The organism is Diaphorobacter sp. B2A2W2, from assembly GCF_056730635.1.
The window spans coordinates 49,114-65,699 of record NZ_JBWZOR010000009.1 but is presented as its reverse complement, the minus strand read 5'-3'; the positions used below and the strand labels follow the sequence as shown (position 1 = coordinate 65,699).

Genomic DNA, 16,586 nt, shown 5'->3' with positions numbered 1-16,586 from the left:
GTAACGGTGGTTTCCAAGCTGCGCATATCTACCTTGTCTTACAGACGGTATGCGGACTGAAGCGCTTTAATCGCTCCATGTCTTGGTATGCATGCATACCGTGTGTTCCACCCACCTGAGGTACTGCCATGAAACGCCATTTCCGCCCCGGATCGCGCGCCTACGCGGCCTTTGTGGTCACCGTGGTCCTGGCCTTCGCGGCCAGCGTCATGACCCTGGTGCCCCACCAGACGACCCAGGTGGCCGACTCGCAGGTGCACAGCCAGCTGGAGCAACTCGTTCCCGCTGGCGTCTTCGACTGAGCTCCCTCTCACTCCTCCCCTCCAGCCGCCTTCGGGCGGCTTTTTTGCGGGCCGCCCGGGCCGGGCTTCAGGGCACGGCGCTGGCGGGTGCGCCGCCGCTTTCCACCACAGCGACGCGCCGCCGCAGCGCGGCCTCCAACGCGGTATCGCCCGCCGCACCCGCCCGTTCGGCGCGCAGCAGCAGCCAGGCCATCAACGGGCGGCGCCAGCCCTGCGCCGAGGCGGTGTCGGTGGCCACCACCATGACTTCCGGCGTAGCGCGCCCGGCGCGCACGGCCGCACCCGCTGCCACCAGGCGCGCCAAGGGGTCGGCAATCCCGGCAATGGACTGGGGGCTGGCTGCTGCGGCGCGTTGTGCCTCGGGCAGCAGCGCCGCCTGCGCGGCCTTGGCGCGGCCTGCCAGGTAGTCGGCATAGGCCCGCTCCGGCGGCGCCGCATCGGCGCGCAGCGGCTCGAAAGCCGTGCAGGGCTGCAGTTGCAGGCTGGCGACCTGCGCGGCGCAGCGCATCAGCTCCACCCGCGCCAGCAACTCGGGCCGGCCGGTGCGTGCCACCTCGGCGCGTGCACGGGTCCATTCCTGGTCGGCCACGCGGGTGTTGCCGGACAGGTAGGCCTCGGTCGCCCGCTCGGCCGCGCCGTGGGCATTCATCTGCCAGTCGGGCACCGGCGCCTTGCCGGCGCAGGCCGACAGCACCACGGCCAGCGCGGGTGCCAAGCCCCGGCACAAGAGAAGCTGCAGGGAGGTCATGGCAGTTTCAGCTCCGTTTCGCGGGCAAAGGGCCACTTGCGGTTGATCTCGTTCACCAGCGCGTCTACCTTGCGCAGGCTGCCTTCCACCTCGGCGCGCAATGCGCCCAGGTCGGTCGTGGCCTCTCGCGCGTTGGCGCCCACGGCCTGGGCCTCGGCCAGCACGGCGTCCACCTTGGTGAGGCTCTGGCGCGCGTCGGCCAGCAAACCGTTGAGCTGCACCACGGCGGCGCGTACCTCGGGCACCAGGCCGGGGTCGCCCTGTGCACCGAAGACCTGCCTGTCCGCCTTGGCGGCCATGCCATCGATGCGAGCGAGCAACTGGTTGGTGCGCTCCAGCGTGGTGAGGATCTTCTTCGCGTCCGCCTCGTTGCCCATGAGCACGCCCAGGGCGCCGCCAGGCGCGTTGAGCCGCTCGGTGAGCGTGCGCACCTGGGCCATGGCGCCGCCCAGGGCGGACTCTGCGCCGGTCATGGCGTTCAGGTTGTCCAGCAGCTGGCGTGCCGATGACATGAGCTGGGGAATCTCCGCCGTGGCGTCGCCGCGCAGCACGGGTCGCTCGGCGCCGTCCTCCAGCGGCGGGTCGGCCAGCATGCCGCTGTAGGCCTTGATGGTGGTGCCGCCCACCAGTCCGCTGACCAGGGTGAACACGCTGGAGGTGCGCAGCCAGTGCGCGTCGCGCTGGGCCACGTCGATGAGGATGCGCACGTTGCCGGTCTCGGCCAGTTCGATGCGCCGCACCCGGCCGATGGGAAAGCCCGAGAACGTCATGTCCATGCCCACGACCACGCCCTCGGAATCTTCGGCCGTGAGCACCAGCCGCTGCGTGGGCTCGAACGCGCCGCGCGCGTACAGCAGGTACAGGCCAGCACCCAGCACGAGCACCAGCGTGAACAGCAGCAGCGCCGCGGCCTTGCGCTCCAGATGGGCCACGGGCCGCAGCAGCTCGACCGGCGCGTTCGCCGGCGGTTCGGACAGCGGGGGTTGGGGACGTTGCGGATCGGTCATCGCGTGGCCATGAAATCAGTAGTAATTGCCCATCAGCGAGATCACCTCGATGAGCAGCAGCACGGCGAACATGCGCGCCAAGCCGCCCAGCTCCGAGTCGGGCTGCTGGGCCTGGCGTGCGTCGCCGCTCTCGTAGAGCCCCGAAGCCATGGGAATCAGCGCCACGGCCAGGCTGAAGAACACGGTCTTGAGCACGAACACCAGCGTGATCTGCGGCGCGAACACATGGCCGAACATGCGCGTGTACACCGGCAGCCCCGCCGTGTTGAGCCCGTACACGCCCAGGTAGGCCATGACCAGCGCCACTACGCACGACAGCGCCGCCAGCGTGATGCTGGCATACACGCCGGCCACCACCCGCGGCAGCAGCTCCATGCGCACGGGGTCGGCGCCGCGTTGGCGCAGAGCCTGGAGGTGGCCCGACTGGCGCATCAGCGCCAGCTGCGTGCCGTTGGGGATGGTGGCGCGCATCGCCACGAACAGCGCGGCGGTCAGCGGAATCAGCTCCAGCACCAGTACGCGGATCACCATCTCCAGCGCATAGCGCGACAGGCCGTAGCTGAGCGCCGTGACGACCACGATGCGCGTGATGACCAGACTGATGAGCGCCGCCAGCACCGTGAAGCCCAGCAGGATGGGCGCGGTGTCCTGGTACATGTGGCGCGCCAGCCGCCAGCGCGTGGCGCGGCCGTAGCTGGACGGCGAGAGCATCAGCACCATGACCACTGCGCCCAGGTAGATGATGCGCCACCACGCCACGGCCCAACGCCGCGCCTGGGCCCACAGGCGCCGGGGCACGATGGAAGGGTGCAGGCTGGCGTTCATGCGCGGATCATAGGCGAAGGCTGCATTCGATAAGTAACAAATTAGCCGCTAGCGCTTATGCAGCAAGCGCTAGCAGCTATTAACACCATAGCAACCTGTGCCATGGGCCTCATACATGCCTGCGGGCCGCCGGCCCTGCGGGCGGCACGGGATCGGCATCGGCGCGTGCGTGCAAAGCCTCGATCACGTGGCACTGCCCCCCCGTGCCGTCGCAACGGCTGCGCAGCGACAGCAGTTCCTGCTCCAGCGTCGCCAGCTCGGCCATGCGCGTGCGCACGTGCGCCAGGTGCTCGTCCAGCGTGACGCAGGCGGCATGGCCGTCGGTGGTACTGCAGGCGTCCAATGCCAGCAGGCCGCGCACCTCCTGCAGCGACATGTCCATGGCGCGGCACAGCCGCACGAAGCGCATGCGGTGGACCTCCTCGTCGCTGTAGAGGCGGTAGCGGTTGTCCGCGCGGGTCTGCGCGGGCAGCAGGCCTTCCTTTTCGTAATAGCGGATGTTGGCAGGTGGCACGCCCGAGAGCCGGGCGGCATCACCGATACGGTGGCGGGGGCTTTGTCGCAGCATGGCTTGACCTTGGAGTGGCTTCAAGGTTTCCAATCATGGCATGAGCCAAAGCCATTCCTCCCATTCCGCGTCCCATTCCCATGGCCCGGGCGCGGCAAACCTGCCTCCTTTGCCTGCATCCGCATGCAGCGGTTGCGCCTGCAGCACATCGGCGGGCGACGGCCACGACCACGGCACCCTGCCCGGTTGGCCGCGCATCGCCGCGGCGCTGGCCCTGGCCACGGGCGCCGAGGCGGCGCACTGGATGCAGCAGGACTACGCCGGCATGGCCCTGGCCGTGGTGGCGATTGCACTGTCGGGCCTGGGCGTGTACCGGGTGGGCCTCAAAGACCTTGCGCGCCTGCGCCTGGGCATCCACGCGCTCATGGCCGTGGCGGTGACGGGCGCCTTCCTCATCGGCCAGTGGCCCGAGGCAGCGATGGTCATGGCGCTGTACGTGGCGGCCGAGCGCATCGAGGACGGCGCCATGGACCGCGCGCGCCATGCCATACGCCAGCTGCTGCAACTGGCGCCCGCCACGGCCGACGTGCTGCAGCCGAATGGCAGCTCCCTGAGCCTGCCCGTGGACCAGGTGCCGCTGGGTGCCACTGTGCGCATCGCCCCGGGCGCGCATGTGCCGCTGGACGGCACCGTCACCCACGGCAGCAGCAGCGTGAACCAGGCCCCCATCACCGGCGAGAGCCAACTGGCCGACAAGGCCGCCGGCGACCCGCTGTACGCGGGCAGCGTGAACCAGCAGGGCGAGCTGCTGATGCAGGTGAACACCCCGCCCGGCGACACGCTGATTGCGCGCATCGTGCGCGCGGTGGAGCAGGCGCAGGCCAGCAAGGCCCCCATCCAGCGCTTCGTGGACCGCTTTGCCGCCATCTACACGCCCGTCGTGTTCGCACTGGCCGTGCTGCTGGCGCTGCTGGCCCCCCCGCTGATGGGCTGGACCTGGACGCAGTCCACCTACCAGGCGCTGGCGCTGCTGGTCATCGCCTGCCCCTGCGCGCTGGTCATCTCCACGCCGGTCACGGTGGTCAGCGCGCTCACGGCCGCCGCGCGGCGCGGCATCCTCATCAAGGGCGGCAGCGCGCTGGAGGCCGCGCGCGGCCTGCGCGTGGTGGCGCTGGACAAGACCGGCACGCTGACCACCGGCAGCCCCGCCCTGGTGCAGTGGCGTGCCCTGAACGGCGCCGATGCCGACGCCGTGGCAGATGTGGCTTGGCAGCTGGCCAGCCGGTCTGAGCACCCCGTCTCGCGCGCCATCGCCGCCGGCCTGCCCGCGGCCCCCCACAACGGTGTGCAGAACCTGCAGGCCCTGCCCGGTCGCGGCGTGCAGGCCGAGGTGGGCGGCCAGCGCTGGTGGCTGGGCAACCTGCGCCTGATGCGCGAACAAGGCCTGGCCGACGCTGCGCTCGAAGACGCCCTGGCCCAACAGGAGCAGCAGGGCCGCACCGTCACCTTGCTGGCCGACGCGCAAGCCGTGCGCGCGCTGTTCGCCGTGGCCGACCCGCTGCGCGGCCACGCGCGCCAGGCCATCGCCGAACTGCGCGCGCTGGGCGTGCACCCGGTGGTGTTGAGCGGCGACAACCCGGCCACCGCACAGGCCATCGCGGCCGAGGCGGGCATTACCGACGCGCAGGACGCGCTCGGCGGCCTGCTGCCGCAGGACAAGCTCGACACCCTGGCCGCGCTGCAGCGCACGCGCGGCCCCACCGCCATGGCGGGCGACGGCATCAACGATGCGCCCGCGCTGGCCCAGGCCGACGTGGGCTTCGCCATGGGCGGCGCACACAGCACCGGCATGGCCATGGAGACGGCCGACGTAGTACTCATGAACGACGACCTGCGCCGCATTCCCGACACCGTGCGGCTGGCACGCCGCGCACACGCCGTGCTGTGGCAGAACATCACCCTGGCGCTGGGCATCAAGGCCGCGTTCTTCACCCTGGCGCTGCTGGGCATGGCCAGCATGTGGATGGCCGTGGCAGCCGACATGGGCGTGAGCCTGCTGGTGGTGGCCAACGGGCTGCGCCTGCGCCGCGGTGCCTCTATCGCGGCGAAGGAGGCCGCATGACCATGCCCCAATCACCACAAAGCCGCCAGCGCGCCGCCTACGACTACCTGCTGCAGCGCTGGCGCACCAGCGTGGATGCGCCCACCGAACAGCGTTGGCGCTACCTGGAGGCCGCCCATGTGGTGGGCCAGAACCGCCTCGGCCTGCACTGGCGCGCGCACTGGCAAATGCTGCGCTTTGCGCGCCAGTTGGGCGACGCGTCGGAGGCTCGGGGCCAATGGGCGCGGCTGGGCCTCACGCTGGTGGGCCACCTGGTGCGCCGGCTGCCGCAGGGCAACATCGGCCGTGCCAGCGTGCCCGCGCTGCGGCCCATGGTGCCCAGCGTGGCCGTGCGCGCATGCATCACCGAAGCCATGCAGGCCACCCAGCCCCCCGGCACGCCGGGTGCGCCAGAGATGAGTCAAATCGACCCCTAACGCCCGCCTGACAAGCGTAAACAGCTCACCTTTTAGGAGCATCACACCACCCAGACACGGGAATTTGACCCAGCGCAAGACACACCGACCGATGCCGTGGTGCAATCGCGCCCCCGCCGGTCACCACGGCGACTGCCGATCCCGCCCATGTCCACCACCACCGCCAACGCCGCTCCCGCCATGGTCCCGCACACCCGCACCGAAGACGCCGTGGCGATTGGCGTGGGCGTGACGCTGATCTCCGTGGGCGTGGCCTTCCTCGCCAGCGCCGGGCTGCTCACCGGCGGCATGGCGGGGCTGGCCTTCGTGCTGCACTACGCCACGGGCATCGGCTTCGGCAAGCTGTTCTTCGCGCTCAACCTGCCGTTCTACTGGCTGGCGCTGCGCAAGCTGGGCCTGGCCTTCACGCTCAAGACCTTCGCGGCCGTGGCGCTGCTGTCGGTGCTGTCGGAGCTGCAGTCGCAGTTCCTGCAGATCAGCGAACTGCAGCCGCTGTATGCGGCCATCACCGGCGGGCTGATCATGGGTATGGGCTTTTTGGTGCTGTTCCGCCACCGCTGCAGCCTGGGGGGCGTGGGCATCATGGCGCTGTACCTGCAGGACCGCTTCGGCTGGCGCGCCGGCAAGGTGCAGATGGCCGTGGACTGCTGCATCGTGCTGGCGGCGCTGGTCACAGTGGAGCCGCTGCGCGTGCTGTGGTCGGTCATCGGCGCGGTGGCGCTCAACCTGGTGCTGGCCATGAACCACCGGCCAGGACGCTACATGGCGGTCTGACGGCACGCGGCCGGGCCATCGCCCGGCGCTCGCTCTGGTGGGAACTTCCTGCACCGCGCCGGTATCATTCGCTGCATGCGCCACGCCGTTGCCATGATCCTGGGTCTGCTGCTGGTCCTGCGGGGCCTGCTGGGCGACGCCATGGCCATGGGCGTTGCACCGGCCACGCCCACGCAGCCCACCATCGCGGCAGCCGCTACCCACCACGCTTTGGCAAGCGACACGCATGACCACGGTGGTCATGACGGCGACCATGCCAGCGCATCAGCACAGCCGCACTGCTGCGATACCGGCGGGGCGGTCCACGCGGAACACCCCGCCGGCTGTTCGGCCTGCGGCGCCTGCCATTCGGCCTTCTACGCGCCGGTCTGGGCGCCCGCCTTCCATGGACAGCACGACAGCAGGTTGCAACCGCACCCTGGCACCCACTTTGCCAGCGCCACGGCTGCGCAAGCCATCAAGCCACCCATCTCCTGAGCACTGACGCCCGAAGTGCGTCCGCAATCGGCTGCATGTCCCTCGACGGGGCCGCAGCCGAGTGTCGCGGACGCGGTTGTGTCATGTTTGACGGGAGACTCCCATGCGCTTCGCGCACCCCACCAGCCCTGCGGCCATGATGGCCCTGGCGGCACTGGCCGGCATCGCACCGCCGACCTGGGCGCAGGTTGACAATGTTCCTGCCGCCCCATCGCAGACCACCACCGCCGACTCGGCACAGGCCCCCAGTCTGCCCTTGCGCCACCAGCCCCTGCCCCCCAGCGGCGACGTGGCCGAGGCCGACATCGGCTGGAAGGCCGCCAACACCGCCGTGGGCGCCTTTCCCGGTGGCCACTCCGACATCGTGCGTTGGGAAGCCGAGCAGGCACGCGCCGCGCCGCCCAGCCCTGGCATGCCCACCCCGAAACACCACCACGGAGGCCGGCCATGAGGCGCCCTCCGCTCGCCCTGGCTGCGCTGGCCGCTGCACTGGTGTTGGCCGGCTGCGCCAGTGTCGCCCCCGATGGGCTGCGCGGCGACGTGCAAAGCCATGTCCAGCCCCGCCTGCCCGACGGTGCGCAGCTGCCAGCGCCCGATGCGCAAAGCCGCAGCGACGCGCAGGCCCAGATCACCGAATGGCTGCGCCTTCCCGTGGATGCGGACACCGCCGTGCGCGTGGCGCTCTTGAACAGCCCCGCGCTACAGGCCCGCCTGGCCAATCTGGCCGCGCAGGATGCGCAGCGCGCACAGGCGCTGACCCTGTTCAACCCCACGCTGACGCTGGGGCGATTCACCAGCGGGCATGAACGCGAGATCGAGCGCCAGCTCGGCTTCAGCCTGGTCAACGTGATCACCCTGCCCTGGCGCACGCGTTGGCAAGGCTGGCAGATGGAGCAGGCCACGCTGGCCGCTGCACAGGACGTGCTGCGCCTGGCCGCGGACACACGCCGCGCCTGGCTGCGCGCCGTGGCCGCCCGGCAGGTGCTGGCCGCGCGCGAACGCATGCACGAGGCGGCCGAGGCCGGTGGCGAGCTGGCGCGGCGCATGGCGCGCGTGGGCAACTTCAGCCGGCTGCAGCAGGCACGCGAAATCGCCATCACACAGGACGCGGCAGCACAGCTGGCCCGCGCGCGGCTGAATGCCGCGCTGGAGCGCGAGCAACTGGCGCGGCTGATGGGGCTGTGGGGCGCGCAGGCCGACTTCACGCTGCCGGATGCGCTACCCGCCTTGCCCGCGGCGGATGCACTGCGCAGCGGCGACGACGCCGAAGCCACGGCCCTGCGCGAGCGGCTGGACCTGCGCGCGCTGCGCCGCGACCTGGACACCACCGCCGACCGCAGCGGCTGGGCCGGTGTTGGATCCGTGTTCGGCGACATCGGCCTGAGCTACAGCCGCAACACGGCCACCGAGCGCGCCTCCGGCCACCGCGAGACCACACGCGGCTGGGAGGTAGAGCTGCCTCTGCCGCTGTTCGACTGGGGCGGCGCCGCCACGGGCCGCGCGCGGGCCGAGTTGCAGCACAGCGCCGCACAACTGCAGGATGCCGCCATCCGCGCGCGCAGCGAGGCACGCAGCCACTGGCTGCGCTACCGCACCGCCTGGGACCTGGCGCACCAGCAGCAGGCCGAGGCGCTACCGCTGGCGCGCTTCATGCAGGACGAGGCCGTGCTGCGCTACAACGGCATGTTCATCAGCGTGTGGGAGCTGCTGGCCGAGGCGCGCCGCGCCAGCCAGGCCGTGGCTGCCGCCACCGAGGCGCAGCGCGACTTCTGGCTCGCCCAGACCGACCTGCAACTGGCTCTCACGGGCACATCGCCCGGCGCGCCCGCCGACCTGCCGTCCGCTCCCACCACCCCCAACGCCCCTTCGGAAGGCCACTGACATGCAGCGCCGCCATTTCTTCTCCGGCGCCGCCACGGCCGTGGTCGCCGCCTCCGCCGCATCGGTGAGCCGCGTGGCCTTGGCCGCACTGCCCGAGGCGCCCTCGCAATCCTCTGCCGACACGGCCGCGCCGCTAACCCCGTCCAGCGGCCGGCCCTACCAGCCCGTGGTCACGCTCAACGGCTGGACGCTGCCATGGCGCATGAACGCCGGCGTCAAAGAATTCCACCTGGTGGCCGAGCCGGTAGTGCGCGAGGTGGCGCCCGGCTTCATGGTCAACATGTGGGGCTACAACGGCCAGAGCCCGGGCCCGACCATCGAGGTGGTGGAAGGCGACCGCGTGCGCATCTTCGTCACCAACCGCCTGCCCGAGCACACCAGCGTGCACTGGCACGGCCAGCGCTTGCCGAGCGGCATGGACGGCGTGGCCGGGCTTACCCAACCGCACATCCCCGCGGGCAAGACCTTCGTGTACGAGTTCACGGCGCGCCGCCCCGGCACCTTCATGTACCACCCGCATGCGGACGAAATGGTGCAGCTGGCCATGGGCATGATGGGCCTGTGGATCACGCACCCGAAGGCGCGCCACCCCCTGATCGCGGAGGTGCAACGCGACTACGCCTTCCTGCTCAGCGCCTACGACGTGGAGCCGGGCAGCCTCACGCCCAAGGTCAACACCATGACCGACTTCAACATCTGGACCTTCAACAGCCGGGTGTTCCCCGCCATCGACCCGCTGGTGGCGCGACAGGGCGACCGCGTGCGCATCCGCGTGGGCAATCTGACCATGACCAACCACCCCATCCACATCCATGGGCATGAGTTCGAGATCACGGGCACCGACGGCGGGCCGACCCCGAAGGCCGCGCGCTGGCCCGAGGTGACCACCGACGTGGCCGTGGGCCAGATGCGGCAGCTGGAGTTCATCGCCGACGAGCCCGGCGACTGGGCGCTGCATTGCCACAAGAGCCACCACACCATGGGCGCCATGGGCCACGGCGTGCCCACCATGATCGGCGTGGACCATCGCGGCCTGGTCGGGAAGATCCAGAAGATCATTCCCGACTACATGGTCATGGGCGAGCGCGGCATGGCCGACATGGGCGCGATGGAAATGCCGCTGCCCGACAACACCTATCCCATGATGACCGGCACCGGCCCCTTCGGCCCGCTGGAGATGGGCGGCATGTTCACGACCCTGAAGGTCCGCCAGGGCCTGGCCGCCCAGGACTGGCGCGACCCGGGCTGGTACCAGCACCCGGCGGGCACGGTGGCGCACGAATGGGCCGGCGCGCCCTTGGACGCCACAGCCCCGCGCCAGACCCCGCCCGGCCGGGTCCCCGGCGCCCCCAGCGTGCGCAAGCCGGGCGCCGACCACGAACACCATTGAAACCCTCGGAGAAACCCATGAAATCTATCAAATTCATAGCTGCTTGCTCTTTACTGGCGGGCGCTACAGCCAGTTTTAGCCATGAGAACATGCACAACAGCCACCCTGCCGTCGCCCCGCAGCAGCAGGAATGGGGGATTGCGGGAGAGGCCAAGGGCGCAAAGCGCACCATTACCTTGCGCATGACAGACGACATGCGCTTTACCCCCTCGCACTTCACCGTCAAGCAAGGCGAGACCGTGCGCCTGCGCGTGGAGAACAAGGGCCAGGTCATGCATGAGGTGGTGCTGGGCACACAGGGCACGCTGGACCAGCATGCGGCCATGATGCGCCAGTACCCCGACATGGAGCATGCCGAACCCCACATGGCCCACGTGGCCCCGCGCGCCAAGGAAGACCTGGTCTGGCACTTCAACCGGCCCGGCCGCTTCGACTTCGCCTGCCTGATCCCCGGCCACTACGAAGCAGGCATGCGCGGCACCTTCACCGTCACGCCCTGAACAACACCACCATCCGCATCATCAGGAGTCCACCATGCGAATCACGCAACCCACCCGCCGCCAATGGATGACGGCCCTCGCCGCCGGCTTGGCCGGCGCTACCCTGCCCGCCCTGGCCCGTGCCGCCGCCCCGCAGACTGCCGTGGAGGTCTGGAAAGACCCCAACTGCGGCTGCTGCAAGGATTGGGTGAGCCACATGCAGGCCAACGGCTTCACGGTCACCGTGCACGAAACGGGCAACGCCGCCGTACGCGCCAAGCTCGGCCTGCCCACGCGCCTGGGCTCATGCCACACCGCGCTGGTGGGCGGCTACCTGCTCGAAGGCCATGTGCCCGCTGCCGACGTGCGCAAGCTGCTCAAGGACAAACCCAAGGCCCTGGGCCTCACCGTCCCGGGCATGCCGGTGGGCAGCCCCGGCATGGACGGGCCCGAGTACAACGGCCGCAAGGACCCGTACGACGTGCTGCTGGTCACCAAGAACCTGATGAACAGCGACGTCTCCACGCGCGTATTCACCAGCTACCGTTGATGCACACCATGAAAGGCCACGCCATGCCATCGCACACCCTGCCTGCGCGCGCGCCGCGCATTGCCCTCGCATCCGTGGCCGCTCTGGCACTGCTGGGCCTGCCCGGCAGCTGGGCACATGCCCAGGGCTCGGACCACGACGCCCATCACACCGAAACGCCCGCCGCGTCCGGCGACAGCACGCAGGATCTCAGCGAGGGTGAAGTCACGCGTTCGGATGCACGCAGCGGCAAGATCACGCTGCGCCACGGCGAGCTCAAGAACCTTGCCATGCCGCCCATGACCATGGTGTTCACGTTGCGCGACCCGGCACAGGCGGCCACCTTCAAGCCCGGCGACAAGGTGCGCTTTCGGGCCGAACGGGTGAAGGGCGTATTCGTCGTCACCCTTATCGAACCATTGCGCTGACGCCCCACGGACCGGGCGGCAGTTGCCCGGCCCCTTGTCGCACCAAGGAGCCCCCATGCATTCCCACAGCACGCCGCCCGCAGCTGCCCCACACGGGCAGCACCGGCACCACAGCCCCCAAGTGCCCCGGCCATCGGCCGCTCCACCCGCCCCACCAACCGCCGACACGGTCTATACCTGCCCCATGCACCCGGAGGTGCGACAGAGCGGCCCCGGCCACTGCCCCAAGTGCGGCATGGCGCTGGAGCCGGTACTGCCCAGCCTGGACGCAGCCGATGACAACCCCGAACTGCGCGACTTCTCGCGCCGCTTCTGGTGGACGCTGCCGCTCACCATGGTCGTCACCACGCTGGCCATGGCCGGGCACCGGCTGGGTTGGGTCGGCATGGCCACGCAAAGCGGGGTGGAGCTGGTGCTGACGCTGCCCATCGTGCTGTGGGCCGGCGCACCGTTCTTCGTGCGCGGCTGGCAATCCGTGGTGCAGCGCAGCCCCAACATGTGGACTCTGATCAGTCTGGGCACGGGCGCGGCCTTCCTCTACAGCGTGGTAGCCACCGTGGCGCCGGGCGTGTTCCCGGCCTCGTTCCAGTCCATGGGCCGCGTGGGCGTGTACTTCGAGGCGGCCGCGGTCATCATTTCGCTGACGTTGCTGGGCCAGATGCTGGAGCTCAAGGCGCGATCACAGACCTCGGCCGCCATCCAGTCGCTACTGGGCCTGGCGCCCAAGACTGCGCGCCGCATCGCAGCCAACGGCAGCGAGGAGGACGTGCCGCTAGCCCACGTGCATGTGGGCGACCTGCTGCGCGTGCGCCCCGGCGAGAAGGTGCCGGTGGACGGCGTGGTCGTCGAAGGCGGCAGCGCCGTGGACGAGTCCATGCTCACGGGCGAGCCGCTGCCAGTGGGCAAGCGCACGGGCGACAAGCTGATCGGCGCCACGCTCAACACCAGCGGGGCGCTGGTCATGCGCTCCGAACTCGTGGGTGCGGCCACGATGCTGTCGCAGATCGTGCAACTGGTGGCGCAGGCCCAGCGGTCGCGCGCGCCCATGCAGCGCATGGCCGACCGCGTTGCGGGCTGGTTCGTATTGGCCGTGGTCGGCGTGTCGGTGCTCACGCTGCTGGGCTGGGGACTGTTCGGGCCCGAGCCCAGGTGGGTCTACGGCCTGATCAACGCTGTGGCGGTTCTCATCATCGCCTGCCCCTGCGCGCTGGGCCTGGCTACGCCGATGTCCATCATGGTGGCCACGGGGCGCGGCGCCACGCAGGGCGTGCTGTTCCGCGATGCGGCCGCCATCGAGCATATGTGCCGCGTGGACACGTTGATCGTGGACAAGACCGGCACCCTGACCGAGGGCCGGCCGCGCTTTGAGCGCACCGTGGCCGCGCCCGGCTGGGGCGAGGCAGAGGTGCTGCGCCTGGCCGCCAGCCTGGACCAGGGCAGCGAGCATCCGCTAGCGGCGGCCATCGTCGCTGCGGCACGCCAGCAGGGGCTGGCGCTGGACGCGGCCGAGCAGTTCGACTCGGCCTCGGGCATCGGCGTGCGCGGCCGGATCGCGGGCCGCACCTTGGCGCTGGGTAACACGGTGCTGATGCAGCAGTCCAACGTGAATACGGGACCGCTGGCGCAGACCGCCGAGGCATTGCGCGGCGAAGGCGCCAGTGTGATGTTCCTGGCCGTGGATGGGCAACTGGCGGGCCTGCTGGCTGTCTCCGACCCCATCAAGGCCAGCACGCCCGACGCGCTGGCCGCCCTGCATGCGGCCGGCCTGCGCATCATCATGGCCACCGGCGACGGGCTGACCACGGCAGGTGCCGTGGGACGGCGCCTGGGCATCGACGAGGTGCACGGCGAGGTATTGCCCGCCGATAAGCTGGCCCTGGTCGAACGCCTGCAGGCCGAGGGACGCACCGTGGCCATGGCCGGCGACGGCATCAACGACGCGCCGGCACTGGCGCGCGCCGACGTGGGCATCGCCATGGGAACCGGGACGGACGTGGCCATGAACAGCGCCCAGCTCACCCTGGTCAAGGGCGACCTGCGCGGCATCGCCACGGCGCGCGCACTGTCGCAGGCCACGGTGGCCAACATGCGCCAAAACCTGGGCTTTGCCTTCGTCTACAACGCGCTCGGCGTGCCGCTGGCCGCCGGCCTGCTTTACCCGTTCACGGGCTGGCTGCTGTCGCCGATGATCGCGGCGCTGGCCATGAGCCTGAGCTCGGCCTCGGTGATCACGAATGCCCTGCGGCTGCGCCGCACCCGGCTTTGAGAGCACCCCGCAAGACGCGGGGACAGGTGCCGGCGCGGCACCATAATCGGCGCCCATGCAAGCTTGCTCCCTGCACAGCGCCTGCGGCGCCATCACCGACGTTGCCGGCATCGAGGTCGGCCACTTCACCGACCCACGCCGCCCCACCGGCTGCAGCGTGGTGATTGCGCGCGAGGGTGCCGTGGCAGGCGTGGATGTGCGCGGCGCTGCCCCCGGCACGCGCGAGACCGACCTGCTGGCCCCGGGCAACCTGGTGGAGCAGGTGCACGCCATCATGCTGGCGGGTGGCAGCGCCTGGGGGCTGGAGGCCGCCACGGGGGCCGTGCGCTGGCTGGAGGAGCACGGCGTAGGGCTGGACGTGGGCGTGGGCCGCCTGCCATTGGTGCCAGCGGCCGTGCTGTTCGACCTGCACGTGGGCGACATGAAAGTGCGACCCGATGCGGCGGCCGGCTATGCGGCCTGCGCTGCCGCCACACGCGAGCCGCCAGCCGAGGGCAACGTAGGCGCCGGCGCTGGCGCCGTGGTGGGCAAGATGTTCGGCCTGCAGCACGCCATGAAGGGCGGCGTGGGCACAGCCTCGGTCACCGTCGCGGGCGTCACGGTGGGTGCGCTCATTGCCTGCAACGCCGTGGGCGACGTGGTCGACCCGGACACCGGGCGCCCACTGGCGGGCGCCCGCGCTGCCGACGGGCTGACGCTGCGCGATACACGGCACGCGCTGCTGCGCGGCGAGCCCCCTCATCCCCTGCTGGCCGGCAGCAACACCACGATCGGCGTGATCGCCACCGACGCGCGGCTGACCAAGGTTCAGGCTCAGCGACTGGCCGTTGCCGGCCATGACGGCCTGGCCCGCAGCATCAACCCCGTGCACACCATGAGCGACGGAGACACGCTGTTCACGCTGTCGACGGGCCACGTGCCGCACCACCCCGGCATGATGGTGTTGGCCACGATGGCGGCCGAGGCGGTGGCCCGCGCCACCGTGCGCGCCGTGCTCGCCGCGCGCACCCTGCGCACGGCCGAGGGCCTGGCACTTCCGTGCCATGCCGATCTGGCTGCCGGGAGCTAGCCATGGGACAGATGTCACGCCGCCTGCGCACGGCGCTGCTGTCGCTGCGCGACCTGTTGGTGTCTGCCGGGCCGCTGGCGCTACTGGGCGCGGGCCTGGTGCTCCTGGCCTATTGGTGGCTCAACCCCACGCCGCCGCGCACGGTGACGCTGGCCACCGGCCCCGCGCAGAGCGCCTACGAGGCCTTCGGCCAGCGCTATCGCGACGCACTGGCGGCAAGCGGGATCAACGTGGTCTTGCTGCCCAGCGATGGTTCGTCATCCAACCTGCAGCTGCTGCGCGATGGCCACGCCGACCTCGCCTTCGTGCAAGGTGGCACGGGTGAGTTGCGTCCCGAGGACAGTGATGAGCTGGTCTCGCTGGGCAGCCTCTTTGTGGAGCCCATCTGGCTGTTCTACCGCGGCGATGTGGCGCGCCGCATCCACCGATCGGCCCGGCTGGAGGGGCTGCATCAGCTGCGCGGGCTGCGCGTGAACGTCGGCTCGCCCGGCAGCGGTGTACCAACGCTCATGGAGCGCCTGCTGGACGCCAACCACATTCCGCTGGATGCCCTGACGCTCACCCGTCTGGAGCAGACGCCCGCCACGGTGGCGTTCCTGGCGGGGCGGTTGGACGCCCTGGTGTTTGCCTCCGCCCCCGAGTCATTGATGGTGCAGATGCTGCTGCAAACGCCCGGCGTGCAGCTCATGCACTTCCCGCAGAACGAGGCCTACAGCCGCCGTTTTCCGTTCCTCACGCCAGTAGTGCTGCCACGCGGCGTGGTGGACCTGGCGGCCAACGTACCTCCGCGCGACGTACGGCTGGTGGCATCCACCACATCCCTGCTGGCGCGTGAAGGCACCCACCCCGCCCTGCTGCAGTTATTTGCCCAGAGCGCGCAGGGCATCCATGGCAATGCGGGCTGGTTCAACCGTGCGCGCGAATTCCCCAGCACCCGGCACGCGGAACTGCCCATTGCCAAGGAGGGCGAACGCGCCATCAACGAGCCGGCGCCGCTGATGCAGCGCTATCTGCCATTCTGGATCGCCAACCTCGTCGAGCGCATGTGGCTGGTACTGGGTATCTTGATTGCCATCATGCTGCCGCTGTCGCGCGTGGTGCCGCCGCTGTACCAGTTCCGCGTGCGCTCGCGCGTGTTCCGCTGGTATGGGCATCTGCGCGACATCGAAGACGACATGGAACGAGGAGAGGCCACCCCCGACGCGCTGCGCGAACGGCTGGACCGCATGGAGGCGCAGGTGGAAAAAGTGAGCGTGCCACTGTCCTATGCCGACGAGCTCTACGCCCTGCGCAACCACATCCAACTAGTGCGCCGGCGCCTGCCACGCGCGGCAGGCTGAACGGCAGTCCCCGCGACCGGCGGAG

18 protein-coding genes are annotated in these 16,586 nt (G+C 70.3%); 14 read left to right on the top strand and 4 right to left on the bottom strand.

Features of this window, described 5'->3' with window-relative positions:
- Window positions 1-128 precede the first annotated feature (128 nt).
- Window positions 129-302 (top strand): hypothetical protein, encoded by a 174-nt coding sequence (locus tag AC1PPL_RS14605; RefSeq protein WP_011805784.1) that lies wholly within the window; start codon window positions 129-131, stop codon window positions 300-302.
- Between the two features lie 67 nt (window positions 303-369).
- On the opposite strand, the gene AC1PPL_RS14600 is transcribed toward AC1PPL_RS14605, so the two are convergent.
- The 4 genes from AC1PPL_RS14600 to AC1PPL_RS14585 all read right to left on the bottom strand — a co-directional run bounded on the left by AC1PPL_RS14600 (window position 370) and on the right by AC1PPL_RS14585 (window position 3,450).
- A complete protein-coding gene (locus AC1PPL_RS14600) occupies window positions 370-1,050 on the bottom strand; it encodes a hypothetical protein (protein WP_252101066.1) in 681 nt (226 codons plus the stop codon).
- The gene (locus AC1PPL_RS14595) at window positions 1,047-2,057 is read right to left on the bottom strand and encodes an MlaD family protein (protein ID WP_252101067.1); all 1,011 of its coding nucleotides are present in this window, start codon (window positions 2,055-2,057) and stop codon (window positions 1,047-1,049) included. The genes AC1PPL_RS14600 and AC1PPL_RS14595 overlap by 4 nt, the downstream gene beginning before the upstream one ends.
- A 15-nt stretch (window positions 2,058-2,072) precedes the next feature.
- The gene (locus AC1PPL_RS14590) at window positions 2,073-2,882 is read right to left on the bottom strand and encodes an MlaE family ABC transporter permease (protein ID WP_011805787.1); all 810 of its coding nucleotides are present in this window, start codon (window positions 2,880-2,882) and stop codon (window positions 2,073-2,075) included.
- A 109-nt stretch (window positions 2,883-2,991) separates the two neighbouring features.
- Window positions 2,992-3,450 (bottom strand): MerR family transcriptional regulator, encoded by a 459-nt coding sequence (locus AC1PPL_RS14585; RefSeq protein WP_015912858.1) that lies wholly within the window; start codon window positions 3,448-3,450, stop codon window positions 2,992-2,994.
- Between the two features lie 40 nt (window positions 3,451-3,490).
- Between AC1PPL_RS14585 and AC1PPL_RS14580 the strand changes: the two genes are divergently transcribed.
- The 13 genes from AC1PPL_RS14580 (at window position 3,491) to AC1PPL_RS14520 (ending at window position 16,561) form a co-directional block, all read left to right on the top strand.
- On the top strand, window positions 3,491-5,512 hold the full coding sequence (locus AC1PPL_RS14580; protein ID WP_479973582.1) for a heavy metal translocating P-type ATPase: 2,022 nt from the start codon (window positions 3,491-3,493) through the stop codon (window positions 5,510-5,512).
- On the top strand, window positions 5,509-5,928 hold the full coding sequence (locus AC1PPL_RS14575) for a DUF3703 domain-containing protein (protein WP_479973581.1): 420 nt from the start codon (window positions 5,509-5,511) through the stop codon (window positions 5,926-5,928). The genes AC1PPL_RS14580 and AC1PPL_RS14575 overlap by 4 nt, the downstream gene beginning before the upstream one ends.
- Before the next feature lie 147 nt (window positions 5,929-6,075).
- Entirely contained in the window at window positions 6,076-6,702 is a 627-nt protein-coding gene (locus AC1PPL_RS14570) for a YitT family protein (RefSeq protein WP_011805791.1), read from the top strand.
- A gap of 75 nt (window positions 6,703-6,777) precedes the next feature.
- Window positions 6,778-7,179 (top strand): hypothetical protein, encoded by a 402-nt coding sequence (locus AC1PPL_RS14565; RefSeq protein ID WP_479973580.1) that lies wholly within the window; start codon window positions 6,778-6,780, stop codon window positions 7,177-7,179.
- Window positions 7,180-7,282: 103 nt separating this feature from the next.
- Window positions 7,283-7,630: a hypothetical protein gene (locus tag AC1PPL_RS14560; RefSeq protein WP_479973579.1), complete on the top strand. Its 348-nt coding sequence runs from the start codon at window positions 7,283-7,285 to the stop codon at window positions 7,628-7,630.
- On the top strand, window positions 7,627-9,060 hold the full coding sequence (locus AC1PPL_RS14555; protein WP_287925570.1) for a TolC family protein: 1,434 nt from the start codon (window positions 7,627-7,629) through the stop codon (window positions 9,058-9,060). Before AC1PPL_RS14560 ends, AC1PPL_RS14555 begins: the two co-directional genes overlap by 4 nt.
- 1 nt (window position 9,061) lies before the next feature.
- Window positions 9,062-10,450 carry a multicopper oxidase family protein gene (locus tag AC1PPL_RS14550; RefSeq protein ID WP_479973578.1) on the top strand — a complete coding sequence of 463 codons (1,389 nt, stop codon included), beginning with the start codon at window positions 9,062-9,064 and terminating at the stop codon, window positions 10,448-10,450.
- 17 nt (window positions 10,451-10,467) lie between these two features.
- The gene (locus tag AC1PPL_RS14545) at window positions 10,468-10,950 is read left to right on the top strand and encodes a cupredoxin domain-containing protein (protein WP_479973577.1); all 483 of its coding nucleotides are present in this window, start codon (window positions 10,468-10,470) and stop codon (window positions 10,948-10,950) included.
- A gap of 67 nt (window positions 10,951-11,017) precedes the next feature.
- Entirely contained in the window at window positions 11,018-11,479 is a 462-nt protein-coding gene (locus tag AC1PPL_RS14540) for a DUF411 domain-containing protein (protein WP_479973644.1), read from the top strand.
- 23 nt (window positions 11,480-11,502) lie between these two features.
- Window positions 11,503-11,886, top strand: coding sequence for a copper-binding protein (locus AC1PPL_RS14535; protein ID WP_479973576.1), 384 nt, complete (start codon window positions 11,503-11,505; stop codon window positions 11,884-11,886).
- A gap of 55 nt (window positions 11,887-11,941) precedes the next feature.
- Window positions 11,942-14,152: a copper-transporting P-type ATPase gene (locus tag AC1PPL_RS14530; protein ID WP_479973575.1), complete on the top strand. Its 2,211-nt coding sequence runs from the start codon at window positions 11,942-11,944 to the stop codon at window positions 14,150-14,152.
- A 55-nt stretch (window positions 14,153-14,207) separates the two neighbouring features.
- On the top strand, window positions 14,208-15,221 hold the full coding sequence (locus AC1PPL_RS14525) for a P1 family peptidase (protein ID WP_479973574.1): 1,014 nt from the start codon (window positions 14,208-14,210) through the stop codon (window positions 15,219-15,221).
- Window positions 15,222-15,223: 2 nt separating this feature from the next.
- Complete coding sequence (locus tag AC1PPL_RS14520) at window positions 15,224-16,561, top strand: TAXI family TRAP transporter solute-binding subunit (protein ID WP_135147831.1); 1,338 nt, start codon at window positions 15,224-15,226, stop codon at window positions 16,559-16,561.
- The last annotated feature ends 25 nt before the right edge of the window (window positions 16,562-16,586 follow it).

Bases quoted from the DNA above. Each gene is read 5' to 3' on its own strand.
- AC1PPL_RS14520 (WP_135147831.1), top strand. From the start codon at position 15,224: ATGGGACAGATGTCACGCCGCCTGCGCACGGCGCTGCTGTCGCTGCGC.
- AC1PPL_RS14540 (WP_479973644.1), top strand. From the start codon at position 11,018: ATGACGGCCCTCGCCGCCGGCTTGGCCGGCGCTACCCTGCCCGCCCTG.
- AC1PPL_RS14565 (WP_479973580.1), top strand. From the start codon at position 6,778: ATGCGCCACGCCGTTGCCATGATCCTGGGTCTGCTGCTGGTCCTGCGG.
- AC1PPL_RS14605 (WP_011805784.1), top strand. From the start codon at position 129: ATGAAACGCCATTTCCGCCCCGGATCGCGCGCCTACGCGGCCTTTGTG.
- AC1PPL_RS14570 (WP_011805791.1), top strand. From the start codon at position 6,076: ATGTCCACCACCACCGCCAACGCCGCTCCCGCCATGGTCCCGCACACC.
- AC1PPL_RS14525 (WP_479973574.1), top strand. From the start codon at position 14,208: ATGCAAGCTTGCTCCCTGCACAGCGCCTGCGGCGCCATCACCGACGTT.
- AC1PPL_RS14580 (WP_479973582.1), top strand. From the start codon at position 3,491: ATGAGCCAAAGCCATTCCTCCCATTCCGCGTCCCATTCCCATGGCCCG.
- AC1PPL_RS14575 (WP_479973581.1), top strand. From the start codon at position 5,509: ATGACCATGCCCCAATCACCACAAAGCCGCCAGCGCGCCGCCTACGAC.
- AC1PPL_RS14530 (WP_479973575.1), top strand. From the start codon at position 11,942: ATGCATTCCCACAGCACGCCGCCCGCAGCTGCCCCACACGGGCAGCAC.
- AC1PPL_RS14595 (WP_252101067.1), bottom strand. From the start codon at position 2,057: ATGACCGATCCGCAACGTCCCCAACCCCCGCTGTCCGAACCGCCGGCG.
- AC1PPL_RS14550 (WP_479973578.1), top strand. From the start codon at position 9,062: ATGCAGCGCCGCCATTTCTTCTCCGGCGCCGCCACGGCCGTGGTCGCC.
- AC1PPL_RS14600 (WP_252101066.1), bottom strand. From the start codon at position 1,050: ATGACCTCCCTGCAGCTTCTCTTGTGCCGGGGCTTGGCACCCGCGCTG.
- AC1PPL_RS14555 (WP_287925570.1), top strand. From the start codon at position 7,627: ATGAGGCGCCCTCCGCTCGCCCTGGCTGCGCTGGCCGCTGCACTGGTG.
- AC1PPL_RS14535 (WP_479973576.1), top strand. From the start codon at position 11,503: ATGCCATCGCACACCCTGCCTGCGCGCGCGCCGCGCATTGCCCTCGCA.
- AC1PPL_RS14585 (WP_015912858.1), bottom strand. From the start codon at position 3,450: ATGCTGCGACAAAGCCCCCGCCACCGTATCGGTGATGCCGCCCGGCTC.
- AC1PPL_RS14545 (WP_479973577.1), top strand. From the start codon at position 10,468: ATGAAATCTATCAAATTCATAGCTGCTTGCTCTTTACTGGCGGGCGCT.
- AC1PPL_RS14590 (WP_011805787.1), bottom strand. From the start codon at position 2,882: ATGAACGCCAGCCTGCACCCTTCCATCGTGCCCCGGCGCCTGTGGGCC.
- AC1PPL_RS14560 (WP_479973579.1), top strand. From the start codon at position 7,283: ATGCGCTTCGCGCACCCCACCAGCCCTGCGGCCATGATGGCCCTGGCG.